Annotated in this window: 12 protein-coding genes; 4 read left to right on the top strand and 8 right to left on the bottom strand. The window is 65.0% G+C overall.

Annotation, left to right across the window (positions count from 1 at the left end; genetic code table 11):
• Window positions 1-57 precede the first annotated feature (57 nt).
• Window positions 58-993 (top strand): DMT family transporter, encoded by a 936-nt coding sequence (locus tag ATY02_RS19225; RefSeq protein ID WP_068584482.1) that lies wholly within the window; start codon window positions 58-60, stop codon window positions 991-993.
• Window positions 994-1,002: 9 nt separating this feature from the next.
• Here ATY02_RS19225 and ATY02_RS19220 read toward each other — a convergent pair whose 3' ends face one another.
• Complete coding sequence (locus ATY02_RS19220) at window positions 1,003-1,656, bottom strand: sel1 repeat family protein (protein ID WP_068584479.1); 654 nt, start codon at window positions 1,654-1,656, stop codon at window positions 1,003-1,005.
• A 175-nt stretch (window positions 1,657-1,831) separates the two neighbouring features.
• On the opposite strand from ATY02_RS19220, the gene ATY02_RS19215 reads away from it, so the two are divergent.
• On the top strand, window positions 1,832-3,052 hold the full coding sequence (locus ATY02_RS19215; protein WP_068584476.1) for a putative DNA modification/repair radical SAM protein: 1,221 nt from the start codon (window positions 1,832-1,834) through the stop codon (window positions 3,050-3,052).
• Window positions 3,049-3,882 carry a TIGR03915 family putative DNA repair protein gene (locus ATY02_RS19210; RefSeq protein WP_068584474.1) on the top strand — a complete coding sequence of 278 codons (834 nt, stop codon included), beginning with the start codon at window positions 3,049-3,051 and terminating at the stop codon, window positions 3,880-3,882. The genes ATY02_RS19215 and ATY02_RS19210 overlap by 4 nt, the downstream gene beginning before the upstream one ends.
• A 68-nt stretch (window positions 3,883-3,950) precedes the next feature.
• Here ATY02_RS19210 and ATY02_RS19205 read toward each other — a convergent pair whose 3' ends face one another.
• The 5 genes from ATY02_RS19205 to ATY02_RS19185 form a co-directional block, all read right to left on the bottom strand.
• Complete coding sequence (locus ATY02_RS19205) at window positions 3,951-4,970, bottom strand: branched-chain amino acid aminotransferase (protein WP_068584472.1); 1,020 nt, start codon at window positions 4,968-4,970, stop codon at window positions 3,951-3,953.
• 294 nt (window positions 4,971-5,264) lie between these two features.
• Window positions 5,265-6,656 (bottom strand): dihydrolipoyl dehydrogenase, encoded by a 1,392-nt coding sequence (gene lpdA, locus ATY02_RS19200; RefSeq protein WP_068584469.1) that lies wholly within the window; start codon window positions 6,654-6,656, stop codon window positions 5,265-5,267.
• Between the two features lie 3 nt (window positions 6,657-6,659).
• Entirely contained in the window at window positions 6,660-7,958 is a 1,299-nt protein-coding gene (locus ATY02_RS19195) for a dihydrolipoamide acetyltransferase family protein (RefSeq protein ID WP_068584465.1), read from the bottom strand.
• Window positions 7,959-9,017 (bottom strand): alpha-ketoacid dehydrogenase subunit beta, encoded by a 1,059-nt coding sequence (locus ATY02_RS19190; RefSeq protein WP_068584462.1) that lies wholly within the window; start codon window positions 9,015-9,017, stop codon window positions 7,959-7,961.
• 1 nt (window position 9,018) lies between these two features.
• Window positions 9,019-10,254, bottom strand: coding sequence for a 3-methyl-2-oxobutanoate dehydrogenase (2-methylpropanoyl-transferring) subunit alpha (locus ATY02_RS19185; RefSeq protein ID WP_068584459.1), 1,236 nt, complete (start codon window positions 10,252-10,254; stop codon window positions 9,019-9,021).
• 196 nt (window positions 10,255-10,450) lie between these two features.
• Here ATY02_RS19185 and bkdR point away from each other — a divergent pair, with 196 nt between their 5' ends.
• The gene (gene bkdR, locus ATY02_RS19180) at window positions 10,451-10,939 is read left to right on the top strand and encodes a Bkd operon transcriptional regulator BkdR (RefSeq protein WP_068584458.1); all 489 of its coding nucleotides are present in this window, start codon (window positions 10,451-10,453) and stop codon (window positions 10,937-10,939) included.
• Window positions 10,940-10,942: 3 nt separating this feature from the next.
• On the opposite strand, the gene ATY02_RS19175 is transcribed toward bkdR, so the two are convergent.
• Both ATY02_RS19175 and ATY02_RS19170 read right to left on the bottom strand, forming a co-directional pair.
• The gene (locus tag ATY02_RS19175) at window positions 10,943-12,157 is read right to left on the bottom strand and encodes an HD-GYP domain-containing protein (protein ID WP_068595873.1); all 1,215 of its coding nucleotides are present in this window, start codon (window positions 12,155-12,157) and stop codon (window positions 10,943-10,945) included.
• 129 nt (window positions 12,158-12,286) lie between these two features.
• Window positions 12,287-13,909, bottom strand: a complete 1,623-nt coding sequence (locus ATY02_RS19170; RefSeq protein WP_068584455.1) for a HAMP domain-containing methyl-accepting chemotaxis protein — start codon at window positions 13,907-13,909, stop codon at window positions 12,287-12,289.
• Between the last annotated feature and the right edge of the window lie 7 nt (window positions 13,910-13,916).

Here is a 13,916-nt window from a genome sequence, read left to right as displayed (position 1 = left end):
TAGCAATTCTGTCAGGTGGACAATAGCCCACCTGAATCATCCACCCAAGGAACCGTCATGGCTGTACGCCAACCCCTCGATGCCACGGCTTGCAGCCTGATGGTCGGCCTGTGTGCCGTCTGGGGCCTGCAACAGGTGGCGCTCAAGGCCACCGCCCAGGACATCGCGCCGATCATGCAGATTGCCCTGCGTTCCGCTGGCGCTGCATTACTGGTGGGGCTGCTGATGCTCTGGCGCGGCGAGCGCCTGGGCCTGCGTGAAGGTCACTGGCGCCCCGGCCTGCTGGTGGGCGCGCTGTTTGCCCTGGAGTTCCTGCTGGTGGGCGAGGGCCTGCGCCATACCAGTGCTTCGCACATGGCGATCTTCCTTTATACCGCGCCGATCTTCGCCGCCCTGGGCCTGCATTGGCGGCTACCCGCCGAGCGTCTCAAGTCGATGCAATGGCTGGGGATCGGCGTGGCGTTCGCCGGTATTGTCGTGGCCTTTAGCGGGCCCTCGACCCAGGGCGCCGGGGGCAATGCATTGCTGGGGGATTTCCTCGGCCTGCTGGGCGGTGCCGCCTGGGGTGCGACCACGGTGGTGGTGCGCTGTTCACGCCTGGCTTCGAGCCCCACCACCCGGACCTTGCAGTACCAGTTGCTGGGTGCCTGCGTCTGGTTGGGATTGGCGGCCTGGTTGTCCGGGCAAACCTCCATCCGCTTCACCCCGCTGGTCATCACCAGTCTGAGCTTCCAGGTGCTGGTGGTGTCTTTTGCCAGCTTCCTGATCTGGTTCGGCCTGCTGCGCCGTTACCTGGCCTCGCGCCTGGGGGTACTGTCGTTCATGACGCCGCTGTTCGGCATCGGTTTTGGCGTGTGGCTGCTGCACGAGCCCCTGGAGCCGAGCTTCATCTTCGGCGCCGCGCTGGTGCTGGCGGGCATCATGCTGGTCAGCGGCTATGAATGGCTGCGCCAGCGCCTGGGCCATGGCCCGCGGCGAGCCATGGGGTCCTGAATGGCGGCCTCAGGGCTTGGGCGCCGCGAGCTTGTCCTGGATCTTCTGCTGGAGCTGGATGGCGGCGGTGCAGGCCGGGTCCTTGAGACCGTGCTTGTTGCAGGACCTGTCCAGCACCTTGAGGGCCTTGATGCTGTCCGGCGGGGTGCCAATGCCCTGGCTCAGGTTGAACCCGTACATGGTGCAGGCCCAGGGGTCGTCCGTCTCGCAGGCCTTGGCGTAGGTCTGGGTTACGCACTGGCGCACGGACTCGTCGTCGGGGCTGGCCACGAACATCCCGGCCGCACGGTTGGTGCAGCCGGACATCACGCCCAGGCTGCAGGCTCTCTGGAACAGCGGCTCATAGCCCATGGCCGGGCCCTTGGCCTTTTGCACGTTGATGGCTAGCCAGTAGCAGTCATTGCCATCGCCGGCCTTGCAGTGTTGCAGGCAGCTTTCCATGTGCTCGGCCTCGCTGCAGTTGTCGCCGCGGTCGAGACTTGCCTGCGCTCGTTTCGGGATCAGCGTCGCCGGGCATTGCTGGGCCTGGGCCTGCCATTGCGACTGCGCCAGGACCTTGTTCGATACCGCTTCGGCCGGGGTCGTGGGCGTTGTCGCGGCCTGGGTCTGCCAGATGGGCAGCAGGATCAGGGTCAATAACCAGGAGGCGGCGGGGTGGCGCATGGAGCAGTCCTTTCTCGGGGCGGGGAGGGGCGCGTATCTTAAGGGCTTTGGCGAATCTGGCGAGGGATTTGTCCGGGTTATCCGGGGTATTTTTTCATGATCCAGCCCCCCGGCCCCCTTGAACTGGCAAGGGCGAATTCTTTACTGTATATAAAAACAGTATCCGGGTCCGGCCATGCAACTGATCGACAAGCTGGGCATCCTCGCCGATGCCGCCAAGTACGACGCTTCCTGCGCCAGCAGTGGCGCCCCCAAGCGCAGCTCCCTGGGCAAGGAAGGGTTGGGCTCGACCAACGGCATGGGCATCTGCCATAGCTACACGCCGGACGGGCGCTGCGTCTCGTTGCTGAAGATCCTCCTGACCAACTTCTGCCTTTACGACTGCCAGTATTGCGTCAACCGCCGTTCCAGCGATGTGCCACGGGCCCGCTTCACCCCCGAGGAAGTGGTACGCCTGACCCTGGACTTCTATCGGCGCAACTGCGTCAGCGGGCTGTTCCTCAGTTCCGGGATCATCCGCTCGGCGGACTACACCATGGAGCAGTTGGTGCAGGTGGCCAGGCTCTTGCGTGAGGAGCACGAGTTCCGTGGCTACATCCACCTCAAGACCATCCCTGATGCCGACCCCGCGTTGATCGAGCAGGCCGGGCGCTATGCCGACCGCTTGAGCGTGAATGTCGAGTTGCCCACCGACCAGGGCCTCAGGACCCTGGCCCCGGAAAAGCAGCTGGGCTCGATCAAGCAGGCCATGCGCACCATCCACACCGGCGAGCAGACGGTGCTCAACGAGCCCCGGGCACCGCGTTTCGCCCCGGCTGGGCAGAGCACGCAGATGATCGTTGGCGCTGACGACACCGACGACAGCACCATCTTGCACAGTGCCGAGGCGTTGTACGGCAACTTCCGCCTGCGCCGGGTCTATTACTCGGCCTTCAGCCCGATCCCCAACAGCCCGAAGAGCGTGCCCCTGGCCGCGCCGCCGCTGATGCGCGAGCACCGCCTGTACCAGGCCGACTTTCTGTTGCGCGGTTATGGCTTCAGCGCCAATGAACTGTTCAAGGGGCCCGGGCACCTGGCCCTGGACATCGACCCCAAGCTGGCCTGGGCCCTGGAGAACCGCAGCCTGTTTCCCCTGGACCTGAACCGCGCCGAACCAGCGTTGATCGCGCGTATCCCGGGGATCGGCCTGCGTACCACACAGCGCCTGGTGGAGCTGCGCCGGGAACGGCGCATCCGCTTCGAGGACCTGGCGCGCATGCGGTGCGTGCTGGGCAAGGCCAAGCCGTTCCTGATCACCAGCGACTATCACCCGCGCCAGGCCGAGACCAGCAGCGCGCAGCTCTACCAGCAACTGCGCGATCGCCCGCAGCCGCAGCAGATGGGGTTGTGGGGATGATCGACCTGGACTGCCACGAGTCGTTCGACACCTGGCGCGAGCAGGCCCGGCGCTTGCTCAGCCATGGCATCGACCCCAGCCAGGTCAGTTGGTCCGGCGCCCGCGAGGCCGACCTGTTCGGCCAGCAGCAGGACTATCCGCAGCAGCCCGGGCCGTTCCAGGCGCGCATTCCCCTGGCGCTGCTGGGCCTGTTGCAACGGGCGGGAAGCTATTGCGGCGAGCAACGCTGGAGCCTGTTGTACGAGGTGTTGTGGCGGGTCAGCCATGGCGACCGCACGGCCATGCTCAGCGGCGACCCCTTGGGCAGCGAATTGCAACGGCGCATCCGCCAGGTGGATCGCGAGGCCCATCATTTGCACGCTTTCGTGCGTTTTATCGCGGTGCCGCCAGGACGTTCGGCCCTGGCCGAGCAGCCGCAGTTCGTGGCCTGGCATGAGCCGGCCCACGACATCCTGGCCAGCGCCAGCGAGCATTTCATCGGGCGCATGGGGCGCCAGCGCTGGATGATCGCCACGCCCCGGGACGGGGTGTATTTCGATGGCGAACGCCTGCTGTACCTGCGCCAGTGTCCACTTGGCTGGCAACAGCTGGCCCAGGGCATGGAAGACCCCGGGGGCGAGCTGTGGTTGACCTACTACAGCCATATCTTCAACCCGGCGCGGCTCAACCCCAAGGTCATGCAGGGGCACTTGCCGGCGCGGTTCTGGAAGCACCTGCCGGAGGGGCCGTTGATCCCCGCGTTGATCGCCCAGGCGCGCCACGGCAAGCAGCGCGATGGCCAGGCCAGCCAGGTGGCGGTGCGGCCGGGCAAGCGCATCGGCAGCAACTGAGCCAAGCGCTGGACAATAAAAAGCCCGCCGCTGGCAAGCAGAGGCGGGCTCGGGTGAAGCGGGGCGGGTCAGACCTTGACGATCCAGCCGGCCGGAGCCTCGACTTCGCCGGTCTGCACGCCAGTCAGCTCCTTGTAGAGCTTCTGGGTGACCGGACCGACTTCTTTTTCGCTGTAGAACACGTGCAGCTTGTTCTGGTACTCGATGCCACCGATCGGGGTGATCACCGCAGCGGTACCGCAGGCGCCGGCTTCCTTGAAGTCGCCGAGCTTGTCGATGAACACGTCGCCCTCGACCACTTCCAGGCCCAGGCGGCTCTTGGCCAGTTCGATCAGCGACAGGCGGGTGATCCCCGGCAGCACCGATGGCGAGTTCGGGGTCACGAACTTGTCGTCATGGGTGATCCCGAAGAAGTTGGCCGAGCCGACTTCCTCGATCTTGCTGTGGGTCAGCGGGTCCAGGTAGATGCAGTCGGCGAAGCTGGCCTTCTTGGCCTGGGAGCCGGGCATCAGGCTGGCGGCGTAGTTGCCACCGACCTTGGCCGCGCCGGTGCCCTGTGGCGCTGCACGGTCATAGCTGGAGATCAGGAAGTTGTGCGGGGTCAGGCCGCCCTTGAAGTAGGCACCGACCGGAATGGCGAAGATCGAGAAGATGAACTCGGGTGCGGTGCGCACGCCGATGTTGTCACCCACGCCGATCACGAACGGGCGCAGGTACAGCGCGCCGCCGGTGCCGTAAGGCGGGATGAAGCGTTCGTTGGCCTTGACCACGGCCTTGCACGCTTCGATGAATTGTTCGGTCGGTACTTGCGGCATCAGCAGGCGAGCGCAGCTGCGCTGCATGCGGGCGGCGTTCTGGTCCGGGCGGAACAGGTTGATCGAACCGTCCTTGCAGCGGTAGGCCTTGAGGCCCTCGAAGCACTGCTGGCCATAGTGCAGGGCGGTGGAGCCCTCGCTGATGTGCAGCACGTTGTCTTCGGTCAGGGTGCCTGCGTCCCACTCGCCATTGCGCCAGTACGACAGATAGCGCTTGTCTGTCTTGATGTAGTCAAAACCCAGCTTGTCCCAATTGATGCTTTCGTTACCCATGACACCCTCTATCTCTTAACAACCGTCGGAACGGCTCAAGGCTTCTGACGTTTTTATTGGATGGGCACAACAATACTGCATTCCGGGGGCAGGCCGCACCCCGGACGATGGGAGGGGGAGCAAAAAAACTTAGCCTGCTCATGAACCCTCCCGTCACCCCACGGATAGCGACCTGCTTTGCATCTTTTCTGTAGGAGCGAAGCGTGCTCGCGATGATATCGGCGCAGACGGTTCGACATCTCTGGCGTACCTGCTGGCCTTATCGCAGGCAGCCTCGCTCCTACGCTCTGGTGGTTACATGTGCAGCGCGTGGCCCAAGGCGCGCAACGCGGCTTCCTGGACGGCCTCGCCCAGGGTCGGGTGGGCGTGGATGGTGCCGCCGATGTCTTCCAGGCGCGCGCCCATCTCCAGGGATTGGCCAAAGGCCGTGGACAATTCGGAAACCCCGACGCCCACCGCCTGCCAGCCGACCACCAGGTGGTTGTCGCGCCGTGCCACCACGCGCACGAAGCCACCCTTGGATTCCAGGGTCATGGCCCGGCCGTTGGCAGCGAACGGGAAGCTGCTGACGATGCAGTCCAGGCCGGCGGCCTTGGCTTCGTCCGGCGTCTTGCCGACCACCACCACTTCCGGATCGGTGAAGCACACCGCCGGGATCGCCGCCGGGGTGAACTCCCGATGCTTGCCAGCGATCAGCTCGGCCACCATCTCGCCTTGGGCCATGGCCCGGTGGGCCAGCATCGGCTCGCCGCTCAGGTCGCCGATGGCCCAGACGTTGCGCATGCTGGTCTGGCAGCGTGCGTCGATCTTGATCGCCGAGCCGTTCATGTCCAGGTTCAGCGCTTCCAGGTTCCAGCCCTGGGTGTTGGGCTTGCGGCCCACTGCCACAAGCACCTGGTCGGTTGCCAGGGCCAGGGTGTCGCCGTTGGGCTCGCGTACCTGCAGGCTGCTGGTACCGGCATCGAAGCCCAGCACGCTGTGCTTGAGGTAGAGCTTGATCCCCAGTTGCTTGACCGATTCCAGCACCGGTTGGGTCAGCTCGGCGTCATAGGCCGGCAGGATGCGCTCCTGGGCCTCGACCACGCTGACCTCCACCCCCAGCTTGCGGTAGGCGATGCCCAGTTCCAGGCCGATGTAGCCACCGCCGACCACGGCCAGGCGCTTGGGCAGGACCTTGGGCGCCAGGGCCTCGGTGGAGGAGATGATCGGCCCGCCAAGGGGCAGCATCGGCAGGTTGACGCTCTTGGAACCGGTGGCCAGCAGCAGGTGCTCGCACTGGATACGGGTGTCGGCGCCGTCGATTTCCACGGTCTTGCCGTCGATCACCCGGGCCCAGCCATGGATCACCTGGACCTTGTTCTTTTTCAGCAGGGCCGCGACCCCGGTGGTCAGGCGGTCGACGATGCCGTCCTTCCATTCCACGCTCTTGCCGATGTTCAGGGTCGGCGCCGCCACTTCGATGCCCAGGGCCGAGCCCTGGCTGTGGTGGCGGGTCTGGTGGAACTGCTCGGCTACGTGGATCAGTGCCTTGGACGGAATGCAGCCGATGTTCAGGCAGGTGCCGCCCAGGGACTGGCCTTCCACCAGGATGGTGGAGATCCCCAGCTGGCCGGCGCGGATCGCTGCGACATAGCCGCCAGGGCCGCCACCGATGATCAGCAGTTGGGTGTTGAGAGTCTGTTGCATGTCTTACTCCACAAACAGCGTGGCGGGTTGTTCGAGCAGGCCGCGGATGGCCTGGATGAATTGCGCGGCGTCCATGCCGTCGACCACCCGGTGATCGAAGGAGCTGGAGAGGTTCATCATCTTGCGAATCACGATCTGGCCCTTGATCACCATGGGCCGCTCGACGATCTTGTTGACCCCGACAATGGCCACTTCCGGCAGGTTCAGCACCGGCGTGCTGACGATCCCGCCCAGGGCGCCGAGGCTGGTGAGGGTGATGGTCGAGCCGGACAGCTCTTCACGCGCGGCCTTGCCGGCACGGGCGGCCTTGGCCAGGCGCACGATCTCCTCGGCGTTGCCCCACAGGCTGCGGGCCTCGGCGTGGCGCACCACCGGCACCATCAGGCCAACGTCGCTCTGGGTGGCGACCCCGACGTGCACCGCACCGTGGCGGGTGATGACCTGGGCTTCATCGTCGTAGCGTGCGTTGATCTGCGGGAAGTCGCGCAGGGCCACGACCATCGCCCGTACCAGGAACGGCAGCAGGGTCAGCTTGCCGCGGGTGGCGCCATGCTTCTCGTTGAGGTGGATGCGCAGCTCTTCCAGGGCGGTGACGTCCACTTCCTCGACATAGCTGAAGTGCGCGGCGCGGTGCTTGGACTCCTGCATGCGCTGGGCGATCTTGCGGCGCATGCCGATCACCTGGATCTGCTCCTCGTCGTGGCGCTCGGCATAACCGGCAGATGGCGCCGAATGTCCGTGCGCCGCCCGGGTGCCCTGGGCCAGGTAGGCATCCAGGTCTTCATGCAGGACGCGCCCGGCAGGGCCGCTGCCTTGTACCAGGCGCAGCTGGATGCCCAGGTCCAGGGCATGCTTGCGCACCGCCGGCGAGGCCAGTGGGCGTTCGTTGGCTTCCCGGGCGACCGGAGCCTGGGCCGGACGGCTGGCGGCGGCCTGGCAGGCGGGAGCCGGTTTTTCCACTTGAGGTGCGGCGGCCACCGGCGCGGCGGCCGGTTTTTCCGCGGCGGCTGGCGCCTTGCTCGGCGTCGGCAGCTGGTCGGAGTCCTTGAGGTTGCCCGCACCCTCGACCTCGATGCTGATCAGGATGCTGCCTACCGCCATCACTTCACCCGGCTCGCCGCCCAGGGCCAGCACTTTGCCGTGGACCGGGGAGGGGATGTCGACCATGGCCTTGTCCGTCATCACGTCTGCCAGCACCTGGTCTTCGACCACCAGGTCGCCAACCTTCACGTGCCACTGCGACAGTTCTACTTCTGCGATGCCTTCGCCGATGTCCGGCATCTTGATAACGTGCGTGCCCATTCAGACCTCCATGACCCGTTGCAGCGCCGCGCCCACTCGGGACGGCCCTGGGAAATATGCCCACTCCTGCGCGTGGGGATACGGCGTATCCCAACCAGTGACGCGCTCGATCGGGGCCTCCAGGTGATGGAAGCAATGCTCTTGCACCAGCGACACCAACTCGGCACCGAAACCGCAGGTCCGGGTGGCCTCGTGCACCACCACGCAACGGCCGGTCTTCTTCACCGATTTGACGATGGTGTCCAGGTCCAGTGGCCACAGGCTGCGCAGGTCGATGACCTCGGCGTCGATGCCGGTTTCTTCGGCCGCCACTTGCGAGACATAGACCGTGGTGCCGTAGGTCAGCACGGTGACGTCCTTGCCCGGACGGGCAATGGCTGCCACGTCCAGCGGGACCTTGTAGTAGCCGTCCGGCACCTGGGCCGACGGGTGCTTGGACCACGGGGTCACAGGGCGGTCGTGGTGGCCGTCGAACGGGCCGTTGTACAGGCGCTTGGGCTCCAGGAAGATCACTGGGTCATCGTTCTCGATGGAGGCGATCAGCAGGCCCTTGGCGTCGTAGGGGTTGGATGGCATCACGGTACGCAGGCCGCAGACCTGGGTGAACACCGCCTCGATGCTCTGGCTGTGGGTCTGGCCGCCATAGATGCCGCCGCCGCAAGGCATGCGCATGGTCAGCGGCGCGGTGAACTGGCCGGCGGAGCGATAACGCAGGCGCGCAGCTTCGGAGATGATCTGGTCGGTGGCCGGGTAGACATAGTCGGCGAACTGGATTTCCGCCACCGGCCGCAGGCCATAGGCGCCCATGCCGACGGCGGTGCCGATGATGCCGCTTTCCGAGATCGGTGCGTCGAACACCCGCGAGGTACCGTACTTGGCCTGCAGGCCTTCGGTGCAGCGGAACACGCCGCCGAAATACCCCACGTCCTGGCCGAACACCACGACGTTGTCGTCACGCTCGAGCATCACATCCATGGCCGAGCGCAGGGCCTGGATCATGGTCATGGTGGTGGTGGTCATGGCGGTGTCCAGCTGGATATTGTTGTTGTGATCGTTCATCTCAAACCCCCAGTTGCTGGCGTTGGCGTTTCAGGTGCTCGGGCATGTCCTTGTAGACATCCTCGAACATGGTCGCGGCGCTGGGGATCTGGCCGCCGGCGAGGGTGCCGAACTGTTCGGCTTCCTTCTGCGCGGCGATGACCTGGGCTTCGAGTTCGGCGCTGAGCGCGGCGTGTTCCTCTTCGGACCAGTGGCCGAGCTTGATCAGGTGCTGCTTGAGGCGAGCGATCGGGTCGCCGAGCGGGAAGTGGCTCCAGTCGTCGGCCGGCCGGTACTTGGACGGATCGTCGGAGGTGGAGTGCGGGCCGGCACGGTAGGTGACCCACTCGATCAGGGTCGGGCCGAGGTTGCGGCGGGCGCGTTCGGCGGCCCAGCGCGAGGCGGCGTACACGGCGATGAAGTCGTTGCCGTCGACCCGCAGCGAGGCGATGCCGCAACCCACGCCGCGTCCGGCGAAGGTGGTGGCTTCACCACCGGCGATGGCCTGGAAGGTGGAGATCGCCCACTGGTTGTTGACCACGTTGAGGATCACCGGCGCCCGGTAGACGTGGGCGAAGGTCAGGGCGGTGTGGAAGTCCGATTCGGCGGTGGCGCCGTCGCCAATCCAGGCCGAAGCGATCTTGGTATCGCCCTTGATCGCCGAGGCCATGCCCCAGCCCACGCCCTGCACGAACTGGGTCGCCAGGTTGCCGGAGATGGTGAAGAACCCGGCTTCTTTCACCGAGTACATGATCGGCAGCTGGCGCCCCTTGAGCGGATCGCGCTCGTTGGACAGCAGTTGGCAGATCATGTCCACCAGTGGCACTTCGCGGGCCATCAGGATGCTTTGCTGGCGATAGGTGGGGAAACACATGTCGTCGACATTCAGGGCCAGCGCCTGGGCGCTGCCGATGGCTTCCTCGCCGAGGCTCTGCATGTAGAACGACATCTTCTTCTGGCGCTGGGCGACCACCATGCGGTTGTCGAAGATGCGGGTCTTGAGCATGGCTCGCATGCCCTGGCGGAGGATCTCTACAGGCACGTCTTCGGCCCATTCGCCCAGGGCGTTGCCCTGGTCATCGAGTACTCGGATCAGGCCACGGGAGAGGTCGGCGGTATCGGCGGGTTCTACATCGATCGGGGGTTTGCGCACCAGGCCGGCGTCGTTCAGGCGCAGGTAGGTGAAGTCGGTCTTGCAGCCGGGACGGCCCGATGGTTCGGGCACGTGCAGGCGTAGCGGAGCATACGCTGGGGTCATGGCTTTCTACGCTCGATCTTGTGGATTTCTTGTATTTGGGCGCGCTAGCTGGCAGTCATTCCCTGGGTAAGGGAAATCTTGTCCTACAAACATCATAGGCCGGGAGAAGGAGAATATTTATCTCTGTTTCGTTGCGCAGAAAGTCATTTGCAGATAAAAAATCTGCATAAACATAAAAACAAGGTTGTTTTGTCTCATGCGCAAACTGGACCGTACCGATATCGGCATTCTCAATAGCCTGCAAGAGAACGCCCGCATCACCAACGCCGACCTGGCCCGTTCGGTGAACCTGTCGCCAACCCCCTGCTTCAACCGGGTCAGGGCCATGGAGGAACTGGGGCTGATCCGCGAGCAGGTGACCCTGCTCGATGCCGACCTCCTGGGCCTGCACGTCAACGTGTTCATCCACGTCAGCCTGGAGAAACAGGTGGAAGAGGCCCTGCAGCACTTCGAAGAGGCCATCTCCGATCGTCCGGAAGTGATGGAGTGCTACCTGATGGCCGGTGACCCGGACTACCTGATTCGCGTGCTGGTGCCCAGCATCCAGTCCCTGGAGCGCTTCATGATGGACTTTCTGACCAAGGTGCCCGGGGTGGCCAATATTCGCTCCAGCTTCGCCCTCAAGCAGGTGCGCTACAAGACTGCGTTGCCGCTGCCGGCCAATGGCCTGACCCTGGGCACCTGAGGCTCAGGCCGGGACGTCCTGCCATAACCGATCGAGTTCCTTGAAGTCCCAGTCGCCGGGGGCTTCACGGGCGATGATGCGTTCGCGTCCCTTGACCTTGGCCAGGTCCACCACGCTCTGTTCCAGGGGCAGGTTGGAGCGGGTGGAGAAGAACACCTTGACCTTGGGGGTCAGCAACGCATCCGGGTGTTGCTCCAGCACCACCGCCAGGCGCCCGCTCTCCAGGCGCACCAGGGAGCCCACCGGGTAGATCCCGACACTCTTGACGAAGGCCTGGAACACCCGCTGGTCGAAGTGGCCGGTCCAGGTGGACATGCGCTGGATCGCCTCGGCCGGGTCCCAGCCGCGGTTGTAGGGGCGGTTGGAAGTTACCGCGTCATAGACGTCGCAGACCGCGCCCATCTGCGCGAACAGGCTGATCTGCTCGCCCTTCAGGCGGTGCGGATAACCCGAGCCGTCGGCCTTTTCATGGTGGTGCAGGCACACATCCAGCACCAGGGCATCCACCGCACCGTTCTGGCGCAGGATGCTGCCGCCAGCCTCGGGGTGCAGCTTGACCTGTTCGAACTCGCTGTCCGACAGCTTCTGCGGTTTGTTGAGGATGGCATCGGGGATGGTCAGCTTGCCCACGTCGTGCAGCAGCCCGGCCACCCCGGCCAGTCGCACGAAGTGCTCCGACAGGCCCAGTTGGCGAGCAGTGGCCAGCATCAGCGCGCACACCGCCACCGAGTGCATGTAGGTGTAGTCGTCGGCGCGCTTGAGTCGGGCCAGGCTGATCAGGGCGTGGGGATGGCGCAGCAGCGAATCGGTGATCATGCCCACCAGTTCGTTGACCTGTTGCACCTGGATCACCTGGCCCATGCGTACTTCCTGGAACATGTCCATCACCGCCTGGCGTGAATGGGCACAGACCTTGATGGCCCGTTGCAGCTCCTCGCCCATGCTGGCCCGCGGTGCAGTCGTTGGGGCGGCGGCAGGCGAGGGCGGTTCGGGCGCGGGTGGCGGGGTCGCTTGCCGCTCGCCAGGTTCGGGCAGGTCGCGGCCCTTGGCCGAGTCGATCCACAAGCCGCTCAGGTTCGAGCGTTGCAGGCGCCGCAGGTCTTCACGGCTGTTGAGGACGAAACCGGCTTTCCAGAACGAGTGGTCCAGCCAGGAACCACAGAACTGGTGGATGTACATGCCCATTTGCAGTTGTTGCAGCGAGATCAATTTCAGCATCACCAGTACTCCCCACGGGGCGCTCGACTCTCCCCGCTGCAACGGCTGGACGGCAGCCGTTGCAGCGGGGAACTGCGGATCACACGAGCGTTTTTACCCACGCGTTTCGCTAAGGCCCCACGACACGCGTCACAGGGCGAAGCGTGCCACCAGCTTGTTCAGACCCACCGCCAGGGACGACAGTTCGCTGCTGGCCAGGGAGGTCTGGCTGGCGGCGGACGAGCTCTGCAACGCCAGGTCGCGGATGCTCATCAGGTTCTGGTCCACCGAGCGGGCCACCTGGGCCTGTTCTTCCGAGGCGGTGGCGATCATCAGGTTGCGCTCGTTGATGTCGCTGATGGCTTCGGTGATATGGCCGATGGCACTGCCGGCCTCGTGGGCGATGGCCAGGGTCTGGTTGGCGTCCTCGCTGCTCTGCTGCATGGACAGCATGGCCTTGCTCGAGCCGTTCTGGATGCCTTGGATCATCTGCTCGATTTCCTGGGTCGACAACTGGGTGCGATGGGCCAGGGCCCGCACCTCGTCGGCCACCACGGCAAAGCCCCGACCTTGCTCGCCGGCACGGGCCGCCTCGATGGCGGCGTTCAGGGCCAGCAGGTTGGTCTGCTCGGCGATGGCGCGGATCACGTCCAGGACCTTGGTGATGTCCTGGGCCTGCTGGGCCAGGCCGGCCATTTCCACCCGGGTGTTCTCCACGGTGCCGGTGAGCTTCTCGATGGCATGGATGGTCTGCTCGACCCGTTCCTTGCCCAGGCCCGCCGAGCGTTCCGAGGCCTGGGTCGATTGCGAGGCGGATACCGCGTTGCGCGCCACTTCCTCCACCGCCGCGGTCATCTCGTTGACTGCCGTGGCGGCCTGGTCGGTCTCCATGCTCTGTTGCTGGATGCCGGCGTTGGATTCGCGGGTGATGGCGCTCATCTCCTCGGCGGCCGAGGCCAGTTGGGTCGAGGAGTCGCTGATATGGCGGATGGTCGACTTGAGGCTGTCGAGCATGGCCTGGGTCGCTGCTTGCAGATCGGTCAGTTCGTCATGCCCACTGACCTCCACCTGGGTGCGCAGGTCGCCCTCGGCGATCTTGCGAGTGCTGGCCAGCAACGACAGCACGGGCCGGGTCACGCTGCGGGTGAACAGGGTGGCGATCAAGATGGTCAGCACGATGGCCAGGATGATGATCACCCAGGTCACGGTCAGGCCGGTGCTGAACTGGTCGCCGGCGATTACGGCGGATTGCCCGGCCCCGCTTTCGTTGATGCGAATCAGCTCCTCGATGGACGCTTGCAGGGTGTTGGCCAGAGGCACCGTGATCTGGTTGATGTAGTCGGCGGTCTGCTGGGCGGTGTTGGTCTGGGTGGAGTTGATCATCACCGCCAGCTTGTCGAGGTAGTCCTGGGCGCCACGCTTGACCTGTTCGTAGGCAGCTTTCTCCTCGGGGCCGGACACCAGCGGTTCATAGTCCTTGATGGCCTGGGCCAGGGTGGTCTTCAGGGTGCCCAGCTTGTCCAGCGAAGCGGGTTTCTGGTTGTCTCCCTCAGTGGCGTAGTGCAGGGCCTCCAGGCGGACCCGCAAGGTGCCGGATTCGATTTTCGCGGCTTGGCGGACGCTGGGCATCCAGTTGGTTTGCAAGTCCAGCGCGGCGTCGTGAATCTGTCCCATCTTCCACAGTGCCAGCCCCCCCAGGCCGATCAGTAGTACGCAGATGGCGCCGAAGCTCAGCAGCGCCCTGGAAGTCAGCTTCAAGTTTCTTGTCACCATAGAGGCA

The sequence above is a fragment of the Pseudomonas sp. BIOMIG1BAC genome (assembly GCF_001705995.2).
GTDB lineage: Bacteria > Pseudomonadota > Gammaproteobacteria > Pseudomonadales > Pseudomonadaceae > Aquipseudomonas > Aquipseudomonas sessilinigenes.
The sequence above is the reverse complement of the archived record's forward strand: the minus strand, read 5'-3'. Positions and strand labels throughout refer to the sequence as shown.

Coding starts and splice junctions, on each gene's coding strand:
- ATY02_RS19210 (WP_068584474.1), top strand. CDS start 3,049: ATGATCGACCTGGACTGCCACGAGTCGTTCGACACCTGGCGCGAGCAG.
- ATY02_RS19205 (WP_068584472.1), bottom strand. CDS start 4,970: ATGGGTAACGAAAGCATCAATTGGGACAAGCTGGGTTTTGACTACATC.
- ATY02_RS19225 (WP_068584482.1), top strand. CDS start 58: ATGGCTGTACGCCAACCCCTCGATGCCACGGCTTGCAGCCTGATGGTC.
- ATY02_RS19220 (WP_068584479.1), bottom strand. CDS start 1,656: ATGCGCCACCCCGCCGCCTCCTGGTTATTGACCCTGATCCTGCTGCCC.
- ATY02_RS19175 (WP_068595873.1), bottom strand. CDS start 12,157: ATGCTGAAATTGATCTCGCTGCAACAACTGCAAATGGGCATGTACATC.
- ATY02_RS19215 (WP_068584476.1), top strand. CDS start 1,832: ATGCAACTGATCGACAAGCTGGGCATCCTCGCCGATGCCGCCAAGTAC.
- ATY02_RS19190 (WP_068584462.1), bottom strand. CDS start 9,017: ATGAACGATCACAACAACAATATCCAGCTGGACACCGCCATGACCACC.
- bkdR (WP_068584458.1), top strand. CDS start 10,451: ATGCGCAAACTGGACCGTACCGATATCGGCATTCTCAATAGCCTGCAA.
- lpdA (WP_068584469.1), bottom strand. CDS start 6,656: ATGCAACAGACTCTCAACACCCAACTGCTGATCATCGGTGGCGGCCCT.
- ATY02_RS19195 (WP_068584465.1), bottom strand. CDS start 7,958: ATGGGCACGCACGTTATCAAGATGCCGGACATCGGCGAAGGCATCGCA.
- ATY02_RS19170 (WP_068584455.1), bottom strand. CDS start 13,909: ATGGTGACAAGAAACTTGAAGCTGACTTCCAGGGCGCTGCTGAGCTTC.
- ATY02_RS19185 (WP_068584459.1), bottom strand. CDS start 10,254: ATGACCCCAGCGTATGCTCCGCTACGCCTGCACGTGCCCGAACCATCG.